Genomic DNA, 25,759 nt, shown 5'->3' with positions numbered 1-25,759 from the left:
CCAGCCATGGATATTCGCGCGACGTTGTTGATCTATGCTGGCGCGGCAGCCGCCGAAATCGCCGGTTGTTTTGCATTCTGGGCCTGGCTGCGGCTTGGAAAGTCCGCTTTCTGGCTGGTTCCGGGGATGATATCCCTTGTTGTATTCGCTTGGCTGCTGACACTGGTGGAAGCGTCTGCAGCCGGGCGCGCCTATGCCGCCTATGGTGGGGTTTACATAACTTCCTCGCTCATCTGGCTATGGACCATTGAGGGGGTTCGTCCCGACCGCTGGGATCTGATAGGGGTTGTAACCTGTCTGATCGGGGCTGCGGTTATTCTTTTTGGTCCGCGCATGCCAGTTTGACGCTATGGCGAAACGGGTCTTTATCGTCTTCCCTTTAGCTCGATCGGGGACAGTGCCGGAGTATGCCGCCTTACTGATCTGGAGGGTTGTCCGGATAGACCGTTTCTTGGTCCGGGCAGTCGCGGCCATTCGCGGGAATGCTGCAAATTTCCATGATGCGATGAGAACCGTCCCGGCCCCGTTTGACCTGGAAGATCACGTCATCGCCTTCAGAGAGGTCAGTCAGCTCAAGATCGCCCATTAAAGCGAAACTCATGGTCATCGCGCCCATGGCGATGCCTTCGAAAGGGCCATGGTCGATGGTGACCCGGCCGTCTTCGCGATCAAGGGATGTGATCCTGCCCGTGGCCCGTCCAGTATCGCCGGGCATAGCTTCATCTGCCTGTTCGAACGGTTCAGGCCTGGTCTGGTCCGCAGGGCCGGATGCTGGCGGCGTTCGGCTTTCGGGGTCACTGCAGGCTGTCAGGGAAACGGAACCTAACAAGAAGGCAGCAATCAGAATTCTTTGAGTCATTGGGATTTCCTGGTGAACTTATCGGGAGACGCAGGCATTCCGGCCGCGGAACGCGGCCGGAACCTGATTTACGATCTTTTTGGCTTGAAACAGAGGACCGGCTAGTGATCGGTGTCGTCATGATCCTTGCCTGACATGCCGGACATGGATCCGTGTCCGCCCATGTTGCAGTCCATCATGCCGTCGCCTTTCATCATCGACATCATGGATTGCTTGAAAGCATCCGGATCGCCGCCGATCGGCATCATCATGGCGATATCATAATTGTCGCTGTCGTCCTGCTTGAGCATGAAATGGACGTTGTCGCCATTCTCGAATTTGTCGAGCGCAACCATTCCGCCGACCTCGAAGTCCATTGTCATTTCACCCCAGCCGATCTTCTTGATCGGATCGTGTGAAATATTGACGGTTCGGGCATCCAGATCGACGCCGTTAATGACGCCAAAGCCGGGCGCCATGTCGCCGCAGCAGCTCATGCCGGACATGTCCATGTCTTTCATGCTGTCCATTTTCATGCCGGCCTCCTGGGCGAGCGCCGGACCAATCAGGGCCAGTCCGAGGATTGCGCCTGTGACTGCTGTCTTTCTGACGAGGGTTTTCATCGTTTTCTTCCTTTTTGATTGTCAGGCGCGGCTTTCAACAGAGGCCCCCGATGCGCGCCGGGACGGGGGAATAGGGTGGATGGACACGGGACTATTATTTCGACCTCAGATATTTGATGAGGGCAGCGATCCCGAGCAGGAGGAGGAGCACAGCAAGCAGCATGAACACCGTGCCGAACAGGCCGCCACCCATCATGCCGCCGTCGATCATCATTCTGCCTGATGAGCGATCCTGCGCGGCCGCCGGCAGCATGGCGCTACTCAGAAGCAGTGGAAACAAAAGCGGAATTTTCAACAGGTGTCTCGTCATGGTTTTTCTCCTTCGGGGGTGAATGAGCCGGCCCGGTTATCCGGTTCGGCCCGGGGTAAATCTGATGGAATCTGCAGCCCGACCCGGATGTAGTAGATGGCCGGGATCACGATCAGGGAGAGGATGAGGGTTGAGGCCATGCCGCCAAGCATGGGCAGGGCAATCCGGCGCATGACGTCCGATCCGAGGCCGTCGGTCAGGAAGATCGGGGCAAGACCTGCAAAAATGGTCGTGACCGTCATCAACTTCGGCCTGACGCGCATGGCCGCGCCCTTGCTGACAGCTGCGAAAAGCTGGCTCCTGTCAGACGGGTTCGCCTTGCGGACTTCCGCGTCGATATAGAGCAGCATCACGACGGCTGTCTCGACCGCGATGCCGCCCAGGGCGATGAAACCGACCGCGACGGCTACTGACAGATTGTAGCCTGCCAACCAGACGGCCCACATTCCGCCGACCAGGCCGAATGGCAGGCTGGCCATGATGATCAGGGTCCGGTCGAGCCGACCGAAATGTAGCATCAGCAGCAGGAAGATCAGTGCAATCGCAGCTGGAATGGCGATCTTCAGCCGCGCATTCGCTTCCTGCATCTGTTCATACTGTCCGGAGAACTCCACCGCATATCCCGCAGGCAGGTCGACGGCGTTGGCAATCACCTGTCCGGCGTCTGCAACATAGCTGCCCATGTCCCGGTCCGCGATATCGACGAAAACCCAGCCAGTCAGCCTGGCATTTTCCGATCGGATCATTGGCGGGCCTTCCGCATAGGAAATGTCCGCCAGTTCGCTGAGAGGGATATGGGCGCCGGACGGGGCGGTCACGAGTATCTCTTCCAGGTCTGTGGCACTCTCACGAAATGGCCGATCATAGCGCAGGATGATGTCATAGCGTTCCCGGCCCTCGACAGACTGGGAGAGTGTCATGCCGCCCAGGGCGGTTTGGATCACGGACTGGAAGGCTGCCATGTCGATATTCCGCCGGGCGAGTTCGCCCCTATCCGGCGTGATCTCGAGATATTTTCCGCCCATGACCCTGTCGGCGAAGGCCGAGCGCGTTCCGGGTACGTCCGAAATGGCCGCTTCTATGTCCCGGGCAATGGTCTCAATCTCTGTCAGATCATCGCCCGTAACCTTGATGCCAATGGGCGTGCGCACACCTGTTGAAACCATGTCCATGCGAATCTTGATCGGATAGCCCCATGAATTCACGAGGCCGGGCATTTGCAGCTTGGCATCGAGCTCATCGGTGATGTCCTCGACCGTCACACCTGGCCGCCAATCCTCCTTCGGTTTCAGCTTGATCCAGGTCTCGATCATGGTGAGTGGCGCTGGATCGGTTGCGGTATCGGCGCGCCCGGCCTTGCCGAAGACACGATCGACTTCTGGCACGGTCTTGATGACGCGGTTTGTCTGGCCAAGAATCTCCCGCATCTTGGTGGATGACACGCCGGGCAGGGTGGTCGGCATGTAGAGGAGCTCGCCTTCATAAAGGGCCGGCATGAATTCCGAGCCGATCCTCTGGACCGGCACGATGACGGTGGCCGTCAGCGCGAGCGCAAGGGCGACCGTGATCCATTTGAACCTCAGGGCTAGATGGAGCAGCGGTTTGTAGGCCCAGACGAAGAAGGCGTTCAGGGGATTGGCTTCCTCGCGCCGGAACCGACCCCGCATCAGGTACAGCATCAGAACCGGGACAAGTGTCACCGACAGAATGGCCGCGAAGGCCATCGCATAGGTCTTGGTATAGGCAAGAGGACTGAAGAGCCTGAAGCTCTGACCGGTCAGGGCAAAGACGGGCAGGAAGGAGACCGTGATGATGAGGAGTGAAAAGAATATGCCGGGGCCGACTTCCTGAGCCGACTCGACCAGCGCCTGGCGGCGCACGCTCGGATCGGGTTTCGGTCCCAGATCCGCCAGTTTCCGGCTGGCATTCTCGACAAGCACAATCGAGGCGTCGACCATGGCGCCGATCGCGATGGCGATCCCGCCAAGTGACATGATGTTCGCTGTGACACCTTGCCAGGACATGATCAGGAACGCGCCGAGCACTCCGAGCGGCAAGGTGATGATGGCAACCAGAGACGACCTTACATGGAGGAGGAAGATCAGGATGACGAGCGCAACCGCGATGCCTTCCTCGATCAGCTTGTCTTTCAGATAATCGACCGAACCCTCGATGAGTGGCGCGCGGTCATACACAGTGACAATCTCGACACCTTCCGGCAGGCCGCGCTGGAGACTATCAAGTTTCTCCTTCACACGTTCGATCACCGACAGCGCATTCTCGCCATCGCGCATCACCACGATGCCGGACACCGTTTCGCCTTCGCCATTGAGTTCGACAATGCCGCGCCGGAGGGCCGGGCCTTCGACAATCCGGGCGACATGGCTCAGCTGGACGGGGGTGCCATCCTCTGCCTTGACCACGACCTGTTCGAGATCAAGCTTCTCATCGACATAGCCTGATGAGCGGATGACATATTCCGTTTCGCCCTGTTCGAGCACGCGGCCACCGACTTCGCTTGAGGCTGCGCGGACCGCGTCACGGATACGGGTGATCGACAGGTCGTAACTTCTCAGGCGATTGGGATCGAGTAGCACCTGGTATTCCCGGACAAAACCGCCGACCGAAGCGACTTCAGAGACCCCTTCCACTCCGGCGAGTTCAAGTTTCAGGAACCAGTCCTGGAGTGAACGCAGCTCGGCGAGATCGGTCTTGCCGGTCTTGTCGACCAAGGCATACTGATAGACCCAGCCAACGCCGGTCGCATCCGGTCCGATCTGGGGTACGGCGCCTTCCGGGAGTTCGGACCCCAGCCGGGACAAGGCTTCGAGAACGCGCGAGCGGGCCCAGTAGAGGTCAACATCATCGTCAAATATGACATACACAAAACTGGTGCCGAACATTGAGGAGCCGCGCACGTCCTTGGTCTTCGGCAGACCGAGAAGGTTCGTCGATAGTGGATAGGTGACGAGGTCCTCGACAATCTGCGGGCTCTGGCCAGGAAAATCGGTGCGAATGATGACCTGGGTATCTGTCAGGTCCGGCACTGCATCGAGCGGCGTGCGCTGGATCGCCATCCACCCGGTCACAGCCAGTGCAGCGGCGAGCATGAGGACGATGAGCTGGTTGGAAACCGACCAGGAGATCAGCATTGCCACCCATGATTTGGAGGGGTCTTGCCCCGCGAGGTCTCTGTCGTTTCGTTTAGTCATGACTGTCCCCCGAATGCCCAGGGGCCTGGTCAGCGCCAGTCTCGCTGTCATTGGTCGTCATCGACATGCCGGCCATCGGGTTGGGCCAGTCAATCCGTTCGGCTCCATCTGCGCTGTACGGATTGGCTGGTTTCGCTTCTTCCTGCAGCCAGTACCGGCCCGTTGCGGTGTCCCGGTAGAGCACCAGACCAGCCTCGCTGTAATGCTGAGGTGCGCCTTCCAGCAGCCAGGGTTTCAAGGCCTCGACCAGGTCTGAGAGTTGTGTGGCAAGGTCTTCGCGGTCCGTGGCGTCCTGCGCGACGGCGAGAGCGGTTTGCGTAGCATCCATGACCGGTGCCAGTTTCGTGTTCGCGTAACGGTCCCGCAGCACTGGCACCAGGGCGAGCGCCGGGTCCACGAATAGCGGATCGATGTCATACCCGTCTGTCAGGGCCTCGTGGAAGTAGAGCGCCATGTCAGTGAAGTGATCGATTTCGGCGAGGGCTTTACTTTCCACCGGAATATCGGAGAGCGGTGTTTCCGGACTGGCCGCGCTCGCATCCGGAGCTTCCAGCTTGGCAAGGCCTTCTTTCAGGTTGGCTTCGCTATCGAGCAGGAACTGCCCGCTGGCGACGACCATGTCGCCGCTTTCCAGACCCGACAGGATTTCGGTCCGGCCATTGGCCGAAATGCCGGTTTGCACGGCGCGTCCGGAGAAGCGGCCATTGCCTTCGGCGATGACGACACGGGCGCCCTCGCTACCGAGCAAAATGGCTTCACTTGGAACCGAAAGACGCGGTCGGCCGCCGATATTCAGCCTTATGTCCGCATAGGCGCCCGGGCGAAGATAGCCCGACGCATTGTCCACTTCGATCCGGACGTCGGCTGTACGGGTTTTCGGGTCGATTGTCGGATAGATATAGTCGACCTCGCCTTTGCCGGGGGCATCGGGCGCGCTCGGAAAATCGAGTTCGGCCTGCATGCCTGTTTCCACCAGAGGCAAATCGCTCTCCGGCACCGAGGCAATGACCCAGACATCGGCATAGGATTGCAGGCGTAATATAGGCGTGCCGGGTTTGACATAGTCGCCATTGCGGACCTGGAGCTCGGCAACCGTGCCGCCGGCTTCTGCGTAAACCGGAACACGTTCAATGACCTGGCGGGTTTCGGTCAGCCGGTCGATGGCCGCATTCTGCATGCCAAGGGAGCGCAGGCGCTGGCGAACCGACGCGATGCGCGCTTCGTTACCGATCCTGAACGAGTTCAGATAATCTTTCTGCGCGGCGATCAGGTCCGGACTGTAGATCCGGTAGAGGAGACTGCCGGGGCGGACGGTGTCGCCCTCGGCATTGACCGCCAGATTCTCAATCCAGCCTTCTAGCCGCGAGACGGTAACATTTTCGAGCCGTTCATTGGTCTCGACCGTGCCGAAGGCTCTCAGTACACGGCTGAAATCCCTGGTCTCGGCAGGTGATGTCCGGATCCCCATGGTCTGGATCATTTCCGGCGAGACGGCCACGCCCGATCCGGTGTCATCGGCATAAACCGGGATGTAATCCATGCCCATGGAATCCTTTTTCGGAACAGGCGAGGTGTCCGGCTTACCCATGGGATGCTTGTAGTACAGGATTTCCCCTGTTGAGCTCGTCGGTTCCTGGGTCTTGTCGGCAGGCACCAGGTCCATGCCACAGATCGGGCAGGTGCCGTCCGGATCGGTCGAAATATAGTGCGGGTGCATGGGGCAGGTGTATCGTTGCGTCTCGCTCGAGGCGTTCGGTTTTTCACCCTGGCCGCCCGGTGATCCGCCCGGTGCGCCGCATGCGGCGAGCAAGAGGGCGGCAGATGCGGTGCCCATTATCAGGAATGTCTTTTTCATTGTGTCACCAGGAGGGCATTCAGGCGTGCGATCGCAGCGGCCTTGCGGGCCGTTTCAGCTTCGATTTCCGCCCGGAGTTTGAGAATGGCGATCTCGCCGTCGATGATCGGCGCATAACCGCCAACACCGGATTCATAAGCAATCAGCTGGGCCTCGACTTCGTCTTCGACGGCAGCAATCTTGACCTGCAGCACGTCGATACTGGCATCGGCCGCGCGTATAATGGCGTCCCGGGACGCATACTGGGCCGCCGCATTCCGCGCGGCAGCCTGGTAGCGTTGCTCGGCGCCGGCCCGCTCAGCCTTTGCGGCGCGCAAGTTCGGTGCCTGCTTCCTTTCGGCCCAGAGCGGAACCGTAAAAGTCACCATACCGGAGACCCAGTCATCCCCCGCGAACATCGCGCCTTCATCGCGCTGTTGATAGGTGAGCTGGGCCCCCCATTCTGGCTTCCAGGCCGCGCGGGCCTCGTCGATACCGTAATCGGTAACGCGGACGGCCGCGTCGGCAATGCGTACGGTGTGGAACTCAAGCGCTGCGCCGGACCAGTCTCTTTCAGTCAGGGGAGGGAGGCCGGTCGAAGGGACCAGTCCGACGAGTTCGATCAGGCGCGCATCGGTCTCGGCTTCCTGCCGGTCAAGATCAACAAGCGTCCGGGAAACTTCTGCCCGTTCGCTTTCAATTTCGGCAAGGCGATAGACGGCCGGGCGGCCCGCATCGATCTCGGCCTCGACAATGTCGACAAGCTCGTCGTATTTGGCGTTTCGCGCTTCGGCGAGGGATCTCTGCCTGGTCAGTCTAGTCTTGTCAGCGAGAAGAGCGATGAGTTCGGCGCGCAAGGCCGCATAACGGGCATCGCGAACCGCCTCGGTCTGTGCTGACATCGCCCGGGCTTCACCGGCGCGGGCTTCACGGCCCGCGAAGCTCGGAAATTGTTGCCGGATACCAACGGCTTTATTGGTCGGCAAGTAACTGTCGAACGAGGGATCGAAAATCGGAAAGTTGTTGATCCCGAGGGATACGACGGGGTCCGGGAGTGCGGTTGAGGCGACAGCACGCTCCCGGTCGGCCTCGGCATCGTAACCGAGAGCGGAGAGGCTTGGATGGGCCTCGAGACGGGCTTCAAGCTCGGCAAAGCTCTGAGCGTTGGCAACCGCCGCCAGGGGCACAGCGGCAAACGCTGCGACCAGCAGCATTCTTGAAATGTGGGGCATGATAAAACGGGCTCTTCTGAATTGTGAGAAGCGATGACGACGGGCTGCTGTGGCGGCCGCAGGTCATCGCTCTCAATTCAGGAAGCGCTGCTTTAGCGATATTGGCGTGTGCTGGACGATATCCAGCCGAGGTGGAGGCCCGGTCTTTAGCGTTTCGCGCTCTGGCAGGAATGCCTTTGGTGGGTTAGCGAGAACCGCAGCAAATTCTGCGTCTACATTCGCAACAGGTGCAACTGGATTGGCGTCACTGTGCGCCTGGATAAGCATGGGTGCACAGTCGTATCCCGCGGGGCAATCAGACGATGATGCCTGATCTGTATGCCCGGTGTCGGCCATGGCTTCCATCGCCATGTCATTACAGGGGTGATTGCTGCTCATTTCAGTCGGCGCGGTTTCGGAGGTCCCGACCATCAATGGACACGCCATGACCGGATGAGCCGCCATGAAGGCAGCGGCAAACAGTGTCAGGAGGCGGGTCACAAACTGCATCATTGTTCAAATACGTGAAAAGATTAAAACTTTCATTTCAACAAACTGTGAGGCCGCTACTTCTTGCGGCCACCAAGCACAGCAACAAGTTCCTCGACCTTTTCACGCCGGTCATCGACATTGCTTCCGGTCAGAGCATGATCCACACACGTTGCGATATGGTCATCCAGGATAACGGCCTCGAGGCCGACAAGCGCGGCCTTCACAGCCTGCACCTGACGAATGACATCAATACAATACCGATCGTCGGACACCATCTTCGTGATGCCGCGCACTTGTCCCTCGATGCGGGCAAGCCTTCGGGTCGCGGCCTCTTTGGTTTCAGTCTTCATGGCAAATACCCCATACAGGGTATCCATATGGGGACCTCGTGAAGCAATTTCCAGTCTCTTTATGCGTCAGAAACGAAAGGTTCAGCCCAAGATGGACTGACAGTCATCACTCAATGGCATTTCCAGCTGCGGTCCACGCCTTCATCGAGCCGATATAGACATCGACCTCGGAGAACCCCTTCCGCATGAGCTGCGAGGCGGCAATGGTGGCCCGGGCGCCGCTTCCGCACATGACGGTGACGGGCTTGTCCGGGTCGAGGTCACTGGCCGCATCAGGCAGCTTGCCGACATAAGCGTGCTTGCTGTCCTTGATATGGCCGCTCTCATATTCGTCGATGGCCCGGACATCGAGCAGGGTCCAGCCAGCCGGCGGGTTGTCTACGCGCGCGGCGACGGTTTCGGTATCGACGAAGTCGAGTGTGTCGAGCGGGCCGTTCTGGACCGCCACGGGCATGGCGCCGCTGACAAATCCGCTCACATTGTCGAAGCCGATCCGCTGAAGCGTGGTGGCCGCATCGACCGCCTGGTCGTCATCGCGCGCTACCAGCAGCACCGGTTTGTCGCCTGGCAGCAACCAGCCCGCGAAGGCGGCAAGCATGTCATCCGGGATGCAGAGCGAGCCCGTGCGGTGTCCGCCGGCAAAGTCGAATATGCCACGGACATCGAGGCAGACCGCATCGCCCGGATCGAGCAACCTGGCCGGGGAGGCGGGCAGGGGCGCCGGCGGCGCATCTTCGGTGCCTTCCATATTGCCCTCTTCCATGCGCCGGAAGTATGGCGGGATGTAGTGGTTCTCGGCTACCTTGGCGTCGATGAAAGCCTCCCGGTCATCGATCTGCAGGCTCGGATTGTTGAGCTTTTCATGGCCGATGGAGGAAAACTCCCGGTCGGCCATGCCCGAGCCACAAACCGAACCGGCGCCATGCGCGGGATAGACGAGGCACTGGTCGCCGAGCCTCATCAGTTTCTCCAGGCTGTCATAGAGCAGGCCGGCGACTTCGCGTTTGCGGTCGGGATAGAAGTCCGTGCGCCCGACATCGCCAATGAACAGGGCATCGCCCGTGAACACGCCAACCGGGCCTTCCTCAAAGCTCTTGTCATAAAGCACGTAGGACAGGCTGTCGTCGGTGTGCCCGGGCGTTTCAAGCACCTTCAGGAGCGCGCCGCCAATCTCGAACGTGTCGCCTTCCCGCGTTTCGGCTGCATACTGGATCGGCTTTTCAGGGTTCGGCCCGTGCCAGACCTTTGCGCCAGTCTCTTCCTTCAGGACAGGGGCGCCTGAGAGCAGGTCCTCGTTCCGGTGGGTTTCGAAGACGTGCTTGATGACAGAGCCTTCCTCACGGGCGAGGTCCAGATAGATGTCGATGTCACGCCGCGGATCGATGACCGCAGCTTCGCCATCGGCGCTCAGGAAGTAGGAAAGGTGGGCAAGGCCCTGTGTCTTGATCTTTTCAAGTCTCATTCTGTTTCGCTCCTTTTCGGGATCGAATGGGTCTGACTGGACGTGGAAGGCGCGTTAGTCCTCCGCGATGGCTGCCCCGGCAGCGTCGTCTGGATTGAGCGTGCCTTCAAAGGGGGGAACGGGGCGGCTCGCCGCCTCCCTTTCCGTCGATGCCGGGCCATTCTCCGCGATGTCGGAAATCAGCCATTCCATTTCCTTGATCTCGCGGCGCTGCGCCGTGATGATCTCGTCGGCAAGCTCGCGCACACGGACATCCTCGATGCCGGCGCGTTCACTTGTCATGATGGCAATGGAGTGGTGGGGGATCATCGCTTTCATGTAGGACCGGTCGTCGACAGTGCTCTGGCTGCGCACCAGCCAGAGGGCCAGGACGAACACGACCGCAGCGCCAATGAAAATGCCGAAATTGATCCGGCTGTCCTTGTACATGTTGAGCATGAAGCTCAGCATCACGACGGCCATCGCGGCGCCCATGATGAAGGCCATGTAGAAGCGCGTTTCGCTCCAGCGAACATGCTCCCACGCATAGGTGTTGAGGTACATCAGCCCAAACATCACGATCATCGATGTGATGATCATTGCGCCAAACCGCCAATAACTGTTCTTCATATCCACTTTCAACATCCTCCTTATACAGTGGTGGGGTATTTCCACGACTAACGGAGAAGTGTGTGAACAGGTTCCGAGTTAATCCGATGCTCGAATTCCGCCTGAAGTTGGACCATCCATTTGGTTTCGCATCAGGAGGAAAATGAAGGATGCCGAGCAAGAAATCAGCAGGAAACCATTGAGTGATTCCAGTCCCGCCAGGAACCGCGAATGTCCGGTTGGATAGATATCGCCCAGCCCAAGCGATGTGTAGTTGACGAGGGAGAAATAGAATATGTCCATGAACCCGTCCGCTTGCCCGCCCTTGAAACCACCCAAGTCAAAGGCATCCAGTAGCGTAAAGCTGGTTGCATAGAGCGCTGCCTCAGCGAGGTGCGCCAGGCCTGCACCTACGATACCCGAAACAACGATCGGGAGACCTGAACGCGCTTCATGGTTCAGGCGTCGGTGCAGATGCGCCAGTGCGAGATAATGCACCGTGCTTGCCAGCACAAAAGTGAGCAGTCCGATCAAGGTTGCAATGATCATGAATGGGCTTTGTGCTGGTCGTTTCCGGACTCCTCTCCGGGAGGATTGTCGCGGAGACGTTTCAGAAAGAAATGCTCGAATGAAAAGACTACAACCATGCCGAAAGCCGCGATCAGGATGATGACTGGATCGGCTTGCCACTTCAGGAGGAGGAAGGCGATCAGGACGACGGCATCGAGCGCTATCGCACAGATAAGGATTGCAGGTGCGGCGCCGACATCCTTTCTCAAATGCCGGAAGACGCCCCAATGGATGATGATATCCATGACCAGATAGAAGATTGCGCCAAGCGAAGCGATGCGACTGAGATCGAAGAAAGCCGCGAGCAATCCGGCAGCCACAACCGTATAGACGAGCGTATGACGCTGTACCGTTCCGGGCATGCCGAAATGTCTATGCGGAATCAGGTTCATGTCGGTCAGCATGGCGAGCATGCGGGAGACGGCAAACAAGCTGGCAAGCAGGCCTGAAGCTGTCGCGATGATCGCAATCGTTACTGTGAACCACAATCCATAGTTTCCAAGTGCTGGCCGGGCCGCTTCGGCGAGAGCATAGTCCTTCGCCGCAACAATCTCCGAGACAGTGAGGGTTGATCCGACAGCGAAACAGACAAGGAGATAGATGAAAGTGCAGATCGCAAGTGAGATCATGATGGCCCGCCCGACATTGCGGGTCGGTTGCTTCACCTCGTCGCCACTGTTCGTGATGGTGGTGAATCCCTTATAGGCCAGGATGGCGAGCGCGACGCCGGCCAGGAACCCACCGGCAGATGTGCTGTCAGCGAAACCGTCTGCTGCTGGCTGGAAGCTGAATCCGGCAGCCCAGATCGCAATAAGCGCGAAAATCAGTATGCCACCAATCTTGAGAATAGCCGTGACCTTCGATACGCCGCCGATCACCTGATTACCGGCAATATTGATCACGAAAGCCAGGATAATCAGTCCGATTGCCAGCAAGGGGACGAATATGCCGCCCTCGACGCCAAACAGCTGCAGCGTGTACGTACCGAACGTGCGGGCGACCAGGCTTTCATTGATGATCATCGAGAACGCCATCAGCAGGGCGGCGCTTCCGGTCACGGTAGACGGGCCGTAAGCGCGTTGGAGTATCATCGCGATGCCGCCGGCGCTAGGATACTTGTTGGAGACCTTGATATAGGAATAGGCGCTGAAGCCGCTGATGATGGCTGCCGTGAGGAAGGCGAGCGGAAACAGGTCGCCTGCAAATTCAGCGACCTGACCGGTCAGGGCAAAGATGCCGGCACCGATCATCACGCCCGTCCCCATGGCGACGGTGCCCGCCAGCGTCAGTGACCCTTGCTTGTAGTCATCCTCACTCATGGTCTTGCCTGTTCGGAGACCAATTGCGTTCCCCGATAGGAGGCATATGTCCTGGCATCCTCTCCAGAGAAGATGATGACATCATACCGATCTGGCGCGTTCGGTGTTTCCATGCCGGGAGAGCCTTGCGGCATGCCGGGCACCGAGACGCCGTTGACGTCAGGCTTTTCTTCGAGCAAGCGTCGTATTTCCCGAGCGGGAACGTGACCTTCAACGACATATCCGTCGACTTCTGCGGTATGGCAACTCATCAGTTCATCCCGAACACCAAGCCGTGACCGAATGGGTGTCAGGTCCTCTTCCTCTTTCACGATGACGTAGAAACCCTCGTCATGCAGGTGGTCCACCCAGGCGGCGCAGCAACCGCACCATGGCGTCTTGTGTACAGTGACTGTTTGCGCGTTGGCTGCGGGTGACGCGGAGAAGAGCATCACGCCCGCTATCAGGGCTGCAATCATCAGCGCACCGAGCGCGCTCATAGCAAGTGGTCTGGACATGTCTGTGCTCCGGAAAATTAGAGTTTAAGGGTTCTCAGCCGCAAGGCGTTGCCGATAACAGATACGGAGCTGAAACTCATGGCGGCCGCCGCGATCATCGGGCTCAGTAACAAGCCGAAGAAGGGATACAGAATGCCAGCGGCAACCGGCACGCCAAGCGTATTGTAGAAGAACGCGAAGAACAGGTTCTGGCGGATGTTGCGCATCGTGGCGTGGCTGAGCTCCCGGGCCTTTGCGACCCCGATCAGATCGCCTTTCACAAGCGTTACACCGGCACTCTCCATGGCCACATCGGTTCCGGTTCCCATGGCGATTCCGACATCCGCCTGAGCGAGCGCGGGCGCATCATTTATGCCGTCACCGCACATGGCCACGCGGGCACCGTTCTTCTGGAGTTCGGACACGATCCGATGCTTGTCTTCAGGCGAGACGTCGGCGTGAACCTCATCGATGCCGACCTTGTCGGCGACCGCGCGTGCTGTCGTCTCATTGTCACCTGTCAACATCACAATCTTCAACCCTTCGGCATGAAGACGTCTGATGGCTTCCGGTGTCGTCTCCTTGATCGGGTCCGCCACAGAGACAAGGCCTGCCGGTTTTCCGTCGACGGCGGCGAACATAACCGTCTGGCCTTCGGTGCGGTACTGGTCAGCGCGTGTCCCGAGGTCGTCAGACCAGCCCCCGATCCGCTGCATCATCTTTCTGTTGCCGATGGCGACGGTTTGGCCGTCGACGCTTGCCTGCGCACCTTCGCCAGTGACGGATTCAAATCCGTGCGCATCCTTGTGAGGCGCGCCCTTGCCTTTTGCGCCACGCACGATCGCGTCGGCAAGTGGGTGCTCGCTCAAACGTTCCACCGCGGCTACGAGACTAAGCAACGAGGCTTCGTCGAAGCCTTCGCCTGGCTGGACGCGTACCAGTTCGGGGCGTCCGAGCGTCAACGTCCCGGTCTTGTCGACCACGATCGTATCGACCTTCTCAAGCGTCTCCAACGCTTCAGCATTCTTGATCAGGATGCCGTTGGACGCGCCCTTGCCCGTGCCGACCATGATCGACATCGGGGTTGCCAGACCTAGCGCACAGGGACATGCGATGATCAGGACGGCAACGGCATTCACGATCGCAAAAGCCATCGCCGGGTCGGGTCCGAACACGGCCCACACGACAAAGGTCAGGATTGCAATTCCAATAACAGCCGGAACGAACCAGGCAGCGACGAGATCAGCGAGCCGCTGGATTGGAGCTCGGGACCGCTGAGCGGCGGCAACCATTCGGACAATCTGGGACAAGAGCGTGTCTTCGCCCACATGTGTCGCCTTCATAACGAGCGACCCGGTTCCGTTGACCGTGCCGCCGGTCACACGGGCGCCAGCGGCTTTTTCGACGGGCAGGGGTTCGCCGGTGACCATGGACTCGTCAACCGACCCATGGCCGTCGACGACCTCGCCATCGACCGGGATCTTCTCACCTGGCCGGACCCGCAGCTTGTCGCCAGACTTTACATCCGCGAGATCGACATCCTGTTCGCTGCCATCGTCAGCAATCCTGCGCGCAGTAGCAGGGGCAAGCTCCAGCAGTGCACGAATGGCTCCTGAGGTGGCGTTGCGCGCGCGCAGTTCGAGCACCTGGCCAAGTAAAACCAGCGTAACGATGACGGCGGCCGCCTCGTAGTAGACTGCTACCGCGCCGCCATGCCCACGGAATGAATCGGGAAATATGCCGGGCGCGAATGTTGCGACCAGGGAATAAATATAGGCCACGCCGACGCCCATCGCGATCAGGGTGAACATGTTGAGGTTGCGTCGCTTCACGGATTGCCAGCCGCGCACGAAGAAAGGCCAGCCGGCCCAAACGACAACGGGAGTCGCGATCAGGGCCTGAAGCCAGACACTCCATGTCGGATCAATCCAGTGCCTGAGCGGGCTGCCGGGAATCATTTCGCCCATGACAAAGGCGAGCAGTGGCGCCGAGAAGACAAGGGCGACCCAGAAGCGCCGCGTCATGTCATCCAGTTCGCTGGTATCCTGCTCGGCCGTCACCGTTTCCGGTTCGAGCGCCATGCCGCAGATCGGGCAGCCTGTATTGGCAGTTTCGCGTACCTGCGGATGCATGGGACAGGTCCAGACGGTGCCGGCATAGCCGATCGGAACCTTGTCATAGGCATCATCGGGCTTCTCTGGAGCGGCCTGATCGTTGTGATGGCACGCATGTCCGGAATGGGCGTGAGAAGTGTCGTTGGTCATGGCTCTGACTCTTTCAGCAGGAGTGCTTCACAGGATGAGGGTATGCATCACTTTTATGCGCTGCTGTTTCGGTTGAAGAAGTTGAACAAGGGAACGAACAGAACGGCGATGTACCAGCCATAGAGATAGCTCTCGACAAGGCCGATCAGGAAACCAGTCAGCGTTCCAAACTCAAATCCGGGCAGTAGATCCTGCCATGCTGGATGCATGTGAAGGCTGGACGGCGTCACACTCCCCCAGCCGACGCACAGCAAATAACTGACGAGCAGGAACAGAGACAGCGAGTGTCCGACGGGGATAATTTTCATTCTGACCTCCAGCGGTCCAGGCAAGAGCAAGTAGGACAGTCATAGTATAATACCCCTAGGGGGTATATTCAATATCATCGCCGCTTGCCGGTTGCTTTTCAACTTGGCCGGCAAGCGGCAGTTTGGATTTCCTCCTTATCGCGGCGCACGGGAGGACGAGTGCGTGTGAATGACCTGCCAGGTGCCGGCGACCTTGCGGAACAGCACCGTTTGTTTCCCGATACGCTCCAGGCGTTCGCCATCGGAGCTGAACGTTCCACTGATCGCTGTGTCCGCGACAACCCATGCAAAGTCACTTCCCTCGAATTGCACGTCTATATTCGAGAAGTCGAGTTCGAGATCCGGAATGGTATCTTTTTCGGGCTCGACATGATTTTCGACAAGGTCGAGCAGGCCAGTATTCTCGCCGCCTGACTCAAAGTACCGGGCGCCTGACCAGTCGAGAAAGTTCTGTCGGAACAGTTCGCCATCGCCGGTCTCCCAACCGGTTTCGATCGCGGCCATGATATCCAGGATCGCCTGTTCATCAGTCGAGACCGGTTTGGTGTCGTGATGGCCGTCGGAGTTGTCGTGTCCGGCGGGGACCGTGCCTGACATTTCTCGATCAGCTGCACCGTCGGTATGGTCGTGATCATGTCCATCGCCGCTCGCCGATGATCCATCCATCGTGTCGGATGGAGGCGCTCCGTGAGCGTCTTGATGATCGTCTGTTGAATTTACGGTGCCTTGGTCGCCATGACCGGCTCCGCCGCCATGATCATGATCGTGGCCTGGCCCGCTGGCTTCAGGAAGGGTCTGCACGCCAAGTCCGTACTTGTAGACAATTGTGCCTCCCCACCACGCTGTAACCGTCAAAAGACCTGCCACCGCCAGGGCACTGATCGCAAATACCGGGCCGGGCGACGAGGCCCTTCTCAGCCAGCGCCAACCGGCGAGGGCCAGTAATGCGAGGCCCGTGGGAACAGCCCAGTTGCGATGGGTTGTCATCGCTTCATGGGACGGCGCATCGTGAGCAACGCTGTAATAGGCCTGAAACCCGGCCGCGATGGTGGCCAGAACCGCCAAGGCAGCCAATGCCAGCATCCAGTCGGCGGCCGGTCGAAGGCTGTCGCGCCAGCGGCCTGCAGGTACGAGGAGGCCAGCCACATATGCCAAGGCTGCAGATGTGCCGAGGGCATAGGTAAAATGCACCAGCACGGGGTGAATATTGGGTTCTATGAAACCGCCCATTTTGTTCTCCTAATACCAGGTCCGCAGGCCCACGAGAAAGACGATATCGTCGCCTTCACCGCCTGCGGCTTTGATCATGTCGCGTGTCTCACCGAAGGCGCTTTGCCATTCGACGCCGACATAAGGCGCAAACTCCCTCCTGATTTCATAACGAAGCCGCAAGCCGGCATCGAGTGTGCTAAGTCCCGCGCCCGTTTCCCTTTCCGGTATGTCCTGCGCGGAAAGATTTGCTTCGATCCGAGGCTGCAAGATCAACCGCTGGGTCAGGAGCAACTCATATTCAGCCTCGATGCGGGCCGTTACATCGCCTTTTTCACTGAGAAAGGCGGAAGCGTCGACTTCGAACCAGTAGGGCGCCAGACCATTCAGTGCGACGACCCCATGCGCGAGACTATCCGGTTCGATGTCGTAGCGAACGCCCGCCTGAACATTCCAGAAAGGCGCAACCGCGCGGGAATAGAGCGCCTGGATCTCGGCATCATCCACGCCCTCTCCATTCAGAGAGGCGCGGCCCTCGCTCTTGAACCAGAGCTTGTTGATATCGCCCCCATACCAAGCCTGTCCGTTCCAGTACAAACTGTCGCCCTCGTCAGACATCTGAGCCTCGAGCTGGTTGAAGAGGATGTAGAAGCTCTTCTGGTCTCCGCCTTCCGCAAGAACGTCCCGGCGAGCGTCCGCCATTGCATCCTCGCCGTAGATGGCGTCGGCCTGATCCCAGGGCGGGGTTTGATTTGTGTCTTCCGCGAACGCGCTGCCGGTCGCGTAGAGCGCGAAGCCGAGGAGGAGAGGGGCTGCCAAATTCGGTTTCATCATGATTTTCCCTCCCCATGGTTCATGCCGTGATGGTCCATGGGCATATTCATCTGACCTGCCGGCATTTTTTCAGCTGGTGTCGTATCGTCTGCTGGCGGAATGACGCTGACGACCTGCATCATGCCAGCGTGCATGTGGTAAAGCAGATGGCAGTGGAACGCCCAGTCACCGACATGTTCTGCGGTGATGTCGACGCTGACCCTGTCTGCAGGCTTGACCGTTACTGTGTGCTTGCGCGGCATGTGATGACCACCGCCATTCACGAGATCGAAAAACATGCCGTGCAAATGGATCGGGTGTGGCATCATTGTATCGTTTACGAGCGTCAGGCGAACACGTTCACCCTCGTAGAACTTGATTGACTCGGTTACCTCGGAGAATTTTACACCGTCGAACGACCACATGTAGCGTTCCATGTTCGACGTCAGATGAATGACAATTTCGCGGCCAGGCGGGCGATGGTCCTCATTCATGTCGAGCGCGCGAAGCTGGTTGTAGGTGAGCGTGCGGTGGGGGACATCATCAAGCCCGAGACCGGGTTCGCCCAAGCGGCTCATCGTCATGCCTGATACTTTTGCGACACCGGGGCCGCGCTCTATATCTGCTTCAATCTTGACGGGCTGGACCGCCGGACCATGAGGATCGGGCATCATCGACATGGCACCCATGTCGTGGCCTTTCATGTCGTCCCCGGCCGTCGCGGTGTCCGGACCATGATCCATTCTCCCCATGCCTGACATGCCCGCCATGTCTCCATGGGCCATTCCCATGTCCCGCATGGTCAGCATCGGCACAGCTCGAAGCGCAGGCGCATCGACCCGCATACCGGCACGCGGGCCGAGCGTGGCGACGGCCTGGCCGGAGCGGTCGATCGATTCGGCAACAAAGGCGTAGGCGCGCGCTTCGGTCGGCGCGATGATGACATCATACGTCTCGGCCACGCCCATCTGGAACTCGTCGGTCTCAACCGGCTGGACATTCAGACCGTCGGCCTGGACCACCGTCATCGGCAAGCCCGGGAGGCGGACATTGAAGAGGGTCATGGCGGAGGCGTTGATAATGCGCAGGCGAACCCGCTCGCCCGGCTGGAAGACCATATTGAAATTATCGGCCGTCGAATGGCCATTGATCAGGTAGGTGTAGGTTTCGCCGGTCACGTCTGCGAGATCGCGCGGGCTCATTCGCATCTGCCCCCACATGCCGCCAAGTCCGGTTGGGTTCGACAGGGTCGGGCGGTTGAAATTCAGGCTCTCGGCATTCTTCTTGAGCTTGTCGAAGATCCGGTGCGGATGCGTGAAACTCCAGTCGCTGAGGACGAGCACATATTCCCGGTCATAAGCCACTGGGTCTGTACCTGCCGGATCTATGACGATCGGACCGTAATGGCCGAGTTGTTCCTGCAGACCAGAATGGGAGTGATACCAGTAAGTGCCATTTTGCGGCACCTTGAACTGATATTTGAACGTTTCGCCCGGTTTGATGCCCGGGAAGCTGACGCCCGGCACGCCGTCCATATGGAAGGGGACAAGCAGTCCGTGCCAATGGATCGAAGTGTCTTCGGCAAGCCGGTTGGTGACGTTCATTGTAACGTCATCGCCCTCGCGCAACCGCAAGAGCGGACCGGGAAGTGTGCCATTGATTCCGGTTGCCATACCGACTTTGCCGTTGAGCCTGACCGGGAACTGCCCGATTTCGAGGTCGAAGCGCGTGCCCGAAAGTGAGGGCACACCAAGGTTTCCGTTGCTGGAAGATTTTGCCCAAGCGGGCAGGAGGCTGCTTGCCCCCAAGGTTGCGCCGGTGCCGAGCACCGTCTGCAACATACGTCGTCTGTTCAACATAATCGTCTCCATGAGGTGAATTTATGCAATCGGGCTGCTAATGCAGCGACGCACGAAATCAGCTCAGGGAACGCACCTTCAATGTGACTGGCGTTTGTTGCAGCAGGTAACTTCGGACCTCAGGCCAGGGCGTGCGGACATTGACGACGCGCTTCCATGCGTGTTGCCATGAGGGTGTAGCAAGCCCGATGGGCGTCGTATCGCCTAATACGTGCTGGACCGGGTTCGCCGTCTTGTCGGCTTGGGCGACCGTTGCTGTCTGAAGCTTGCAGTGATCAGTCTCATCATCGCAGGGCGCCTCAGGCCCATCGGCGGGCGCCTGGTGAGAATGAGCGGTGAACTCGGTTGCCATGCTATTCGTCGCCGACATATCGACGGGACACGCGCAGAGCACCTGCGACAGGCTGAAAAATACCGTCACGAGAGTTGCGACAACAAAGTTCATGACTACCACTTATACCCCATAGGGGTTTAAATCAAGAAAGAACCTCTGAGCACTCAAGGTTTGTCGTAACGGAGCAGGATCAACCCAGACCCGCGGGTCAGTCCCGAGCGAAAAGTTGCATGGCTACGCTCCAGCGCGAATTTGAACGGCCAGCAAATCATGTTAGCGATGTGAATGTCGTTGATAGGCAGCGTCGAACTTTGACAACACGAAAGGGCTGCACCACAGTTTGCACTACAAATTGCAAACAATCTGCACAACAAGCGAAGTTTTGAGTGCCATAGTGCGTTGAATTAATTTAATTTCAAGCACGATTACTGGGCGCGTCACTCGCGGTTCGGAATCCATTGTCGGCTCTTGGCGAAAGGGCAACCTGGTTTCGCTGCGTACGAGCTTCAATTCATAAATAAATTGGACCCCAGACCCTTTTGTTTAGTACGGATTGTGCCATTCCGGTGATTAAGAGACCTGCTTCCTCATTCTATAAAACATCGTAAAATCAATATCTTGCACCTGTGTCGAGAGTATTTATTGTCTTTGTTGTGCATGACTTTTTAATAAGAAATGTTGCATAATATGGAGCATGACCCCTATATTGTGGGTGATGGAGACAGAACATGACCGCGCTTGCAAAACTAAAAAGGAAATTGCGCCCCGGACAGGTGTACCGGCGCAAGGAGCTTGCGACCTGGTCAAACGCTGTCGATCGACATGTTGGACAGCTGCTTGACGAAGGACGCCTCGAAAAGGTTGGGGCAGGGCTCTATATGGCTCCGAAGAAAACTCGGTTCGGGCAGGCACCCGCCAAGCCGGAGAAGCTGGTTGAGTCATTCCTGGGGGATGACCGGTTTCTTATGGTTTCGCCAAACGCCTATAACAGCCTCGAATTGGGAACGACGCAGCTCTACAATGAGCCGGTAGTTTATAATCGCAAACGGCACGGCCATTTCGAGCTGGATGGCCGACGCTATGACTTCCGCATGCGGACCTCTGTTCCTTCAAACCTCAGCGAAGAATTCCTCCTGGTGGATCTGTTGCACAACCTCGATCGGCTTCCCGAGGAAAAGGCAGCAGTGCTTCCCAAGGCACTTAGGCGTGCGCGACGTATGGACCGCGCGCGACTGTCACGTGCGGTGAAGGATTTCGGATCGGCGCGGGCTGCAAGGCTCCTCAAGCCTGTATTGAACCCTGATCAGGCAACCGCCGCGTGACCCTCCTGCACGCACTGCCTGATTTTGCCGACCTCATCGCTGTTGCTGCGCGAAACAACACTATCGATCCGGGCCTCATCGAAAAAGACTACTGGTTGATGCACTGCCTCTGGGGACTGCAGCAGCTTGACTATAAGTTTGAGCTGAAAGGCGGAACTTCGCTGTCAAAGGGATACGGCCTCATCGACCGTTTTTCGGAAGACATCGACATCCTGATCCACCCAGAGACCGACCTCCAGTATGGCCCAAACCACAACAAGCCTGCGCAGGTAAAGGCGCGTCTCGAATTCTTCAACGGTCTGGCCGAAGCCATCAAAATTCCTGGCATTATCGAAGTGGTCCGCGACGAAGAGTTCGACGACACACGCCACTATCGCGGCGCAGGCATTCGATTGAAGTATGAGTCGGTGAATCCACTGCCAGAAGGGCTGAAGGCAGGCATCCTGCTCGAAGTCGGGTTCGACCAGGTGGCGCCGAACCGGCCATGTACGATTTCGTCCTGGGCTTACGAACTTGCAGTCGAGAGTGGGATTGCAGACCTGACCGACACCCGCGCGGTCGATGTGCCTTGCTATGAGCCGGGCTATACTTTTGTCGAAAAGCTCCAGACCATCTCAACGAAATTCCGAAAGCAGCAGGCGGACGGCGACATGCCTGTCAATTTCATGCGCCACTATTATGACGTGTACTGCCTGCTCGCTGACGCCTCAGTGAAAGAGTTCATCGGAACAGACGCGTACAAGGACCACAAGGCCAAAAGGTTCCGCAAGGCAGATGAACCGGACCTCACCAGGAACGAAGCCTTTCTGTTGAGCGACGCAGAAACGCGAAAGGCGTACGCGGACGCTTATGCGAAGTCACGAGCGCTTTACTACAGGGAGCCTGCACTCTTTGACGATATTCTGGCACGCATCAGCCGGCGCCTGCCGGAACTTTGAATGATCGTTGCTCGCAGGGAAACCTCTAACCCTCTGAAATAAAAGGAATTACTAGCTTACTCTTTTGTTGGGTGCGCCCTCCCGCACCCAAATAAAGCCCCTGGTTTCGACCGGGGGCTTTTTTTTGCTTAAATTTTTGGCGCAGCAAACCTCGCAACAAATGACTTGAACTCCCGTGCAGCACGAAGGACGGTGAAGATGTGTCTAGTCTGGAGGGAATTTCATGCGTCATCTCATCAGTATTGCTGCTGTGTCGCTCGTGCCGCTCGCAGCCGCAATTGCGCAGGACAAACCGGAGGATGAGAAGTGGGATGTCGCAAATCCGCCAATGGAAGCCCGCGAAGTTGCCATTGATGTCACCGAAGGCACCTGGATGAATGTTGACCTGTCGCCGGATGGGAAGACCATTGCCTTCGACCTTCTCGGCGACATCTACACAATGCCAATCACGGGCGGTACCGCGACCCGGATCGCTGAAGGGTTGCCTTTCGAGATGCAGCCGCGCTTCTCTCCGGACGGAGAACGGATCGCCTTCACCTCCGATCGCGGAGGTGGTGACAATATCTGGGTGATGAATGCTGACGGCAGCGATAAGCGTCAGATAACTAAAGAAGATTTTCGACTCCTCAATGCGCCGGACTGGAGCCCTGATGGCCAATATATCGCTGCGCGCAAACATTTTACCACGTCTCGATCGCTCGGAACGGGTGAGATATGGCTCTATCATGTCAGTGGCGGTGGGGGCGTCGCCCTCGTCGAAAAAGCAAGCGATGCCCTCCAGAAAGAACTTGGTGAGCCCGTCTTCAGTTCTGATGGGAGCCAAGTCTACTATACGCGAAACGCCTCATCCGGACCGATTTTTGAATATGCCCAGGACTCCAATGGGTCCCTTTTTGAAATTGACCGGTACTCGATTGAAGATGGTGAGGTCACAACGGCCGTGTCGGGGGCGGGCGGCGCCGTACGCCCAACACCTTCGCCCGATGGATCAAAGCTTGCCTTCATTCGCCGCGAGCGTGGCAAATCCGGATTGTACGTCAAAGATTTAAAGTCTGGAGAGATTACCGCTCTGTACGCTGATCTCGATCAGGACATGCAGGAGACCTGGGCCGTTCACGGTGTCTATCCCAGCATGGACTGGACGCCGGACAGCCAGGAGATTGTGTTCTGGGCGGGTGGCAAAATACAAAGAGTCGGTATGGATGGCGCCGCGCGGGAGATCCCGTTCCGCGTGAGCGATACGCGCGATGTTATTGACCCGCCAAGGCCTGAGGTCGCTGTCGCGCCGGACACATTCTCGACGCAGATGCCGCGTTATGTGGAAGTTGCCCCAGACGGCAATAGCGTGGTCTTCCAGTCGCTTGGGAAACTCTACGTAAAGTCTCTGCCGAAGGGCACGCCGCGCCGGCTCACCAGTTCGCCTGACGGTGAGCGTGAGCTCTTCCCGTCCTGGTCAAAAGATGGTCGCCAACTGGTTTATGTCGCATGGACAGATGATGGGCTTGGGCAACTCAAAGTGGTGGACGCTGCGGGTGGCAATGCACGTACAATCACCACACGTCCGGGCCATTATTCAAATCCGTCTTTCTCGCCTGATGGTCGCACGATCGCGTTCCAGCGCGGCGGTGGGGGCTATCTCCTTTCAGACCTCTGGTCGGATGAGACCGGTATCTACACAATTGATGCGAGGGGTGGAGAACAAAGCCTCGTCAGCCGTTCCGGCTATGGTCCGCAATTCGCAGACCGGAATGACCGGATCTATTTCGCCAAGCGCGAACAGGGCGGCTCATCCTTTGCGAGCATGGATCTATCGGGCGGTGATGAGCGCATTCACAGCAAGGCCGATCTCGTTGTTGAGTGGAAGGTTGCCCCTGATGGCAAGCATGTTGCCTTCCGGGACAATTATGCGGCCTATGTGACGCCGTTGCTGCCTGGCCCACAGGCGGTTGGCGCCGGTAAGACCGGTTCAGCCCTTCCTGTTGTGAAAGCCAGCGAAGGCGGCGCAACTTATTTCTCATGGTCTGATGATGGCCAGCAGCTCAACTGGACGCTTGGTCCGGAGCTGTTCAGCGCGTCCCTTGATGACATGTTCCGGTCGGCACCCGCCGGAGAAGACACAGAGACGTTCACGCCGCCAACTACTGGCGTCTCCCTTGCCATACAGGCAAAGGCCGACAAGCCGGATGGGCAGATCGCGCTTACCAATGCTCGCGTGATCACCATGGCTGGCGAAGATGGTGGCATCATCGAGAACGCCACTGTCATCATTCGGTCCAATCGCATTGTCGAGATTGGCGATAGCGCCTCTGTCACAGTGCCGGAGGCGGCGCAAGTTCTGGATCTTTCGGGCAAGACGATTGTGCCAGGCTTCATTGATGCGCACGCGCATGGGCCGCTCGCGGATAGCGGTATTATCCCGAACCAGAACTGGTCGGCCATCGCGCATCTGGCGCTGGGGGTGACGACGATTTTTGATCCTTCCAATTCCGACGACAGCTTCGCCGCATCAGAACTCCAGCGCGCGGGCGAGATACTGGCGCCGCGCATCTATACGACAGGCGAGGTCGTCTATGGTGCCAAAGCGCCGGGTGGGTTCGCTGATATCCAGACTTATGAAGACGCGCTCGCGCATGTTCACCGGCTGAAAGCGCAAGGCGCGCACGGCATCAAGAATTACAACCAGCCGCGCCGGGACCAGCGGCAGCAGGTCGTGAAGGCGGCCAAGGAAGAGGGGCTCCTCGTCGTCCCTGAGGGCGGCTCACTGTTCACGATGGATATGAGCCTCATTCAGGACGGCAATTCCTCGGTTGAACATAATATTCCCCAGCGTGTCCTCTATGAGGACGTGCTGAGCTTCTGGGCGCAGACCTCAGTGGCTTATACGCCAACATTGGTCGTCACATATGGCGGTCTCGCGGGTGATCCTTATTGGCGCTATAAGACGGATGTCTGGACCCACCCGATTCTCTCGCGGCACGTGCCACCGCATATTCTACAGCCTGCAAACGTTCGTCGCACAAAGGCGCCCGAAGCTGATTTTGTTGATCAATACGCCGCTCGTGAAGCTGACAAGCTGGCCGAGCGCGGCGTGAAGGTGTCTATCGGCGCGCACGGACAGGAAGAGGGCCTTGCGGCGCATTGGGAGATGTGGTCCTTCGCCCGCGGCGGCATGGAGCCTCTGGATGTTCTGAAAACGGCGACGGTTTCGCCCGCTCAGGCGCTCGGCTTCTGGAAGGACATAGGCTCGCTGGAGGCCGGCAAGCTGGCCGATCTGGTGATCCTGGACGCGAACCCGCTGGACGACATCCGCAACACAGAGAAAATCACCCACGTCATGCAGAATGGCCGCCTTTACGAGACGCCATCGATGAATGAGACGCTGACGGGTGATCGCAAGCGGACCCCGTACTATTGGGAGAAATGACAA

At 58.4% G+C, this 25,759-nt stretch carries 23 protein-coding genes; 4 read left to right on the top strand and 19 right to left on the bottom strand.

What is annotated here, in order from left to right; genetic code table 11:
* The first annotated feature begins 6 nt into the window (after window positions 1-6).
* The gene (locus B8783_RS09625; RefSeq protein ID WP_084419943.1) at window positions 7-345 is read left to right on the top strand and encodes a YnfA family protein; all 339 of its coding nucleotides are present in this window, start codon (window positions 7-9) and stop codon (window positions 343-345) included.
* Between the two features lie 70 nt (window positions 346-415).
* On the opposite strand, the gene B8783_RS09620 is transcribed toward B8783_RS09625, so the two are convergent.
* From B8783_RS09620 to B8783_RS09530, 19 genes are all read right to left on the bottom strand, one after another.
* Window positions 416-859 carry a copper-binding protein gene (locus B8783_RS09620; protein ID WP_233355733.1) on the bottom strand — a complete coding sequence of 148 codons (444 nt, stop codon included), beginning with the start codon at window positions 857-859 and terminating at the stop codon, window positions 416-418.
* A 101-nt stretch (window positions 860-960) separates the two neighbouring features.
* Complete coding sequence (locus B8783_RS09615; protein WP_084419942.1) at window positions 961-1,461, bottom strand: copper-binding protein; 501 nt, start codon at window positions 1,459-1,461, stop codon at window positions 961-963.
* A 94-nt stretch (window positions 1,462-1,555) separates the two neighbouring features.
* Complete coding sequence (locus B8783_RS09610) at window positions 1,556-1,771, bottom strand: hypothetical protein (RefSeq protein ID WP_013301490.1); 216 nt, start codon at window positions 1,769-1,771, stop codon at window positions 1,556-1,558.
* Entirely contained in the window at window positions 1,768-4,983 is a 3,216-nt protein-coding gene (locus B8783_RS09605; RefSeq protein ID WP_084419941.1) for an efflux RND transporter permease subunit, read from the bottom strand. Before B8783_RS09605 ends, B8783_RS09610 begins: the two co-directional genes overlap by 4 nt.
* On the bottom strand, window positions 4,976-6,838 hold the full coding sequence (locus tag B8783_RS09600; RefSeq protein WP_169711769.1) for an efflux RND transporter periplasmic adaptor subunit: 1,863 nt from the start codon (window positions 6,836-6,838) through the stop codon (window positions 4,976-4,978). The genes B8783_RS09605 and B8783_RS09600 overlap by 8 nt, the downstream gene beginning before the upstream one ends.
* Window positions 6,835-8,049: a TolC family protein gene (locus B8783_RS09595; RefSeq protein WP_034827470.1), complete on the bottom strand. Its 1,215-nt coding sequence runs from the start codon at window positions 8,047-8,049 to the stop codon at window positions 6,835-6,837. The genes B8783_RS09600 and B8783_RS09595 overlap by 4 nt, the downstream gene beginning before the upstream one ends.
* A 72-nt stretch (window positions 8,050-8,121) precedes the next feature.
* Window positions 8,122-8,538, bottom strand: a complete 417-nt coding sequence (locus B8783_RS09590; protein ID WP_198943684.1) for a hypothetical protein — start codon at window positions 8,536-8,538, stop codon at window positions 8,122-8,124.
* 56 nt (window positions 8,539-8,594) lie between these two features.
* On the bottom strand, window positions 8,595-8,870 hold the full coding sequence (locus B8783_RS09585) for a metal-sensitive transcriptional regulator (RefSeq protein ID WP_034798806.1): 276 nt from the start codon (window positions 8,868-8,870) through the stop codon (window positions 8,595-8,597).
* Window positions 8,871-8,976: 106 nt separating this feature from the next.
* Window positions 8,977-10,332, bottom strand: a complete 1,356-nt coding sequence (locus tag B8783_RS09580) for an MBL fold metallo-hydrolase (RefSeq protein ID WP_084419940.1) — start codon at window positions 10,330-10,332, stop codon at window positions 8,977-8,979.
* 54 nt (window positions 10,333-10,386) lie between these two features.
* Window positions 10,387-10,941 carry a DUF305 domain-containing protein gene (locus B8783_RS09575; protein WP_034827488.1) on the bottom strand — a complete coding sequence of 185 codons (555 nt, stop codon included), beginning with the start codon at window positions 10,939-10,941 and terminating at the stop codon, window positions 10,387-10,389.
* A gap of 78 nt (window positions 10,942-11,019) precedes the next feature.
* On the bottom strand, window positions 11,020-11,469 hold the full coding sequence (locus B8783_RS09570) for an ion channel (protein ID WP_084419939.1): 450 nt from the start codon (window positions 11,467-11,469) through the stop codon (window positions 11,020-11,022).
* Window positions 11,466-12,809 carry an APC family permease gene (locus B8783_RS09565; RefSeq protein ID WP_084419938.1) on the bottom strand — a complete coding sequence of 448 codons (1,344 nt, stop codon included), beginning with the start codon at window positions 12,807-12,809 and terminating at the stop codon, window positions 11,466-11,468. Before B8783_RS09565 ends, B8783_RS09570 begins: the two co-directional genes overlap by 4 nt.
* Entirely contained in the window at window positions 12,806-13,306 is a 501-nt protein-coding gene (locus tag B8783_RS09560; protein ID WP_034827461.1) for a DUF411 domain-containing protein, read from the bottom strand. Before B8783_RS09560 ends, B8783_RS09565 begins: the two co-directional genes overlap by 4 nt.
* 17 nt (window positions 13,307-13,323) lie before the next feature.
* Window positions 13,324-15,549 (bottom strand): copper-transporting P-type ATPase, encoded by a 2,226-nt coding sequence (locus tag B8783_RS09555; protein WP_084419937.1) that lies wholly within the window; start codon window positions 15,547-15,549, stop codon window positions 13,324-13,326.
* A 53-nt stretch (window positions 15,550-15,602) separates the two neighbouring features.
* Window positions 15,603-15,857 carry a hypothetical protein gene (locus B8783_RS09550; RefSeq protein ID WP_084419936.1) on the bottom strand — a complete coding sequence of 85 codons (255 nt, stop codon included), beginning with the start codon at window positions 15,855-15,857 and terminating at the stop codon, window positions 15,603-15,605.
* A 135-nt stretch (window positions 15,858-15,992) separates the two neighbouring features.
* Window positions 15,993-17,087, bottom strand: coding sequence for a DUF2231 domain-containing protein (locus tag B8783_RS09545; RefSeq protein ID WP_084419935.1), 1,095 nt, complete (start codon window positions 17,085-17,087; stop codon window positions 15,993-15,995).
* Between the two features lie 9 nt (window positions 17,088-17,096).
* Entirely contained in the window at window positions 17,097-17,900 is an 804-nt protein-coding gene (locus B8783_RS09540) for a copper resistance protein B (RefSeq protein ID WP_034813580.1), read from the bottom strand.
* Window positions 17,897-19,738, bottom strand: coding sequence for a copper resistance system multicopper oxidase (locus tag B8783_RS09535; protein ID WP_034827486.1), 1,842 nt, complete (start codon window positions 19,736-19,738; stop codon window positions 17,897-17,899). Before B8783_RS09535 ends, B8783_RS09540 begins: the two co-directional genes overlap by 4 nt.
* Before the next feature lie 58 nt (window positions 19,739-19,796).
* Window positions 19,797-20,183 (bottom strand): hypothetical protein, encoded by a 387-nt coding sequence (locus B8783_RS09530; RefSeq protein ID WP_034813575.1) that lies wholly within the window; start codon window positions 20,181-20,183, stop codon window positions 19,797-19,799.
* A gap of 617 nt (window positions 20,184-20,800) precedes the next feature.
* Between B8783_RS09530 and B8783_RS09525 the strand changes: the two genes are divergently transcribed.
* The 3 genes from B8783_RS09525 (at window position 20,801) to B8783_RS09515 (ending at window position 25,756) form a co-directional block, all read left to right on the top strand.
* A complete protein-coding gene (locus tag B8783_RS09525; protein WP_084394437.1) occupies window positions 20,801-21,394 on the top strand; it encodes a hypothetical protein in 594 nt (197 codons plus the stop codon).
* Window positions 21,391-22,332 carry a nucleotidyl transferase AbiEii/AbiGii toxin family protein gene (locus B8783_RS09520; RefSeq protein ID WP_013301472.1) on the top strand — a complete coding sequence of 314 codons (942 nt, stop codon included), beginning with the start codon at window positions 21,391-21,393 and terminating at the stop codon, window positions 22,330-22,332. Before B8783_RS09525 ends, B8783_RS09520 begins: the two co-directional genes overlap by 4 nt.
* A gap of 223 nt (window positions 22,333-22,555) precedes the next feature.
* Entirely contained in the window at window positions 22,556-25,756 is a 3,201-nt protein-coding gene (locus B8783_RS09515) for an amidohydrolase family protein (RefSeq protein WP_084419934.1), read from the top strand.
* Window positions 25,757-25,759 lie beyond the last annotated feature (3 nt).

The sequence above is a fragment of the Henriciella litoralis genome, from assembly GCF_002088935.1.
Taxonomy (GTDB): Bacteria; Pseudomonadota; Alphaproteobacteria; order Caulobacterales; family Hyphomonadaceae; genus Henriciella; species Henriciella litoralis.
Note: the sequence above shows the minus strand (reverse complement) of the source record. Positions and strands in the feature narration are given on the sequence as shown.

Bases quoted from the DNA above. Each gene is read 5' to 3' on its own strand.
- B8783_RS09580 (WP_084419940.1), bottom strand. From the start codon at position 10,332: ATGAGACTTGAAAAGATCAAGACACAGGGCCTTGCCCACCTTTCCTAC.
- B8783_RS09560 (WP_034827461.1), bottom strand. From the start codon at position 13,306: ATGTCCAGACCACTTGCTATGAGCGCGCTCGGTGCGCTGATGATTGCA.
- B8783_RS09590 (WP_198943684.1), bottom strand. From the start codon at position 8,538: ATGCAGTTTGTGACCCGCCTCCTGACACTGTTTGCCGCTGCCTTCATG.
- B8783_RS09545 (WP_084419935.1), bottom strand. From the start codon at position 17,087: ATGGGCGGTTTCATAGAACCCAATATTCACCCCGTGCTGGTGCATTTT.
- B8783_RS09555 (WP_084419937.1), bottom strand. From the start codon at position 15,549: ATGACCAACGACACTTCTCACGCCCATTCCGGACATGCGTGCCATCAC.
- B8783_RS09600 (WP_169711769.1), bottom strand. From the start codon at position 6,838: ATGAAAAAGACATTCCTGATAATGGGCACCGCATCTGCCGCCCTCTTG.
- B8783_RS09515 (WP_084419934.1), top strand. From the start codon at position 22,556: ATGCGTCATCTCATCAGTATTGCTGCTGTGTCGCTCGTGCCGCTCGCA.
- B8783_RS09575 (WP_034827488.1), bottom strand. From the start codon at position 10,941: ATGAAGAACAGTTATTGGCGGTTTGGCGCAATGATCATCACATCGATG.
- B8783_RS09585 (WP_034798806.1), bottom strand. From the start codon at position 8,870: ATGAAGACTGAAACCAAAGAGGCCGCGACCCGAAGGCTTGCCCGCATC.
- B8783_RS09550 (WP_084419936.1), bottom strand. From the start codon at position 15,857: ATGAAAATTATCCCCGTCGGACACTCGCTGTCTCTGTTCCTGCTCGTC.
- B8783_RS09595 (WP_034827470.1), bottom strand. From the start codon at position 8,049: ATGCCCCACATTTCAAGAATGCTGCTGGTCGCAGCGTTTGCCGCTGTG.
- B8783_RS09625 (WP_084419943.1), top strand. From the start codon at position 7: ATGGATATTCGCGCGACGTTGTTGATCTATGCTGGCGCGGCAGCCGCC.
- B8783_RS09565 (WP_084419938.1), bottom strand. From the start codon at position 12,809: ATGAGTGAGGATGACTACAAGCAAGGGTCACTGACGCTGGCGGGCACC.
- B8783_RS09525 (WP_084394437.1), top strand. From the start codon at position 20,801: ATGACCGCGCTTGCAAAACTAAAAAGGAAATTGCGCCCCGGACAGGTG.
- B8783_RS09540 (WP_034813580.1), bottom strand. From the start codon at position 17,900: ATGATGAAACCGAATTTGGCAGCCCCTCTCCTCCTCGGCTTCGCGCTC.
- B8783_RS09615 (WP_084419942.1), bottom strand. From the start codon at position 1,461: ATGAAAACCCTCGTCAGAAAGACAGCAGTCACAGGCGCAATCCTCGGA.
- B8783_RS09570 (WP_084419939.1), bottom strand. From the start codon at position 11,469: ATGATCATTGCAACCTTGATCGGACTGCTCACTTTTGTGCTGGCAAGC.
- B8783_RS09605 (WP_084419941.1), bottom strand. From the start codon at position 4,983: ATGACTAAACGAAACGACAGAGACCTCGCGGGGCAAGACCCCTCCAAA.
- B8783_RS09530 (WP_034813575.1), bottom strand. From the start codon at position 20,183: ATGAACTTTGTTGTCGCAACTCTCGTGACGGTATTTTTCAGCCTGTCG.
- B8783_RS09610 (WP_013301490.1), bottom strand. From the start codon at position 1,771: ATGACGAGACACCTGTTGAAAATTCCGCTTTTGTTTCCACTGCTTCTG.
- B8783_RS09620 (WP_233355733.1), bottom strand. From the start codon at position 859: ATGACTCAAAGAATTCTGATTGCTGCCTTCTTGTTAGGTTCCGTTTCC.
- B8783_RS09535 (WP_034827486.1), bottom strand. From the start codon at position 19,738: ATGTTGAACAGACGACGTATGTTGCAGACGGTGCTCGGCACCGGCGCA.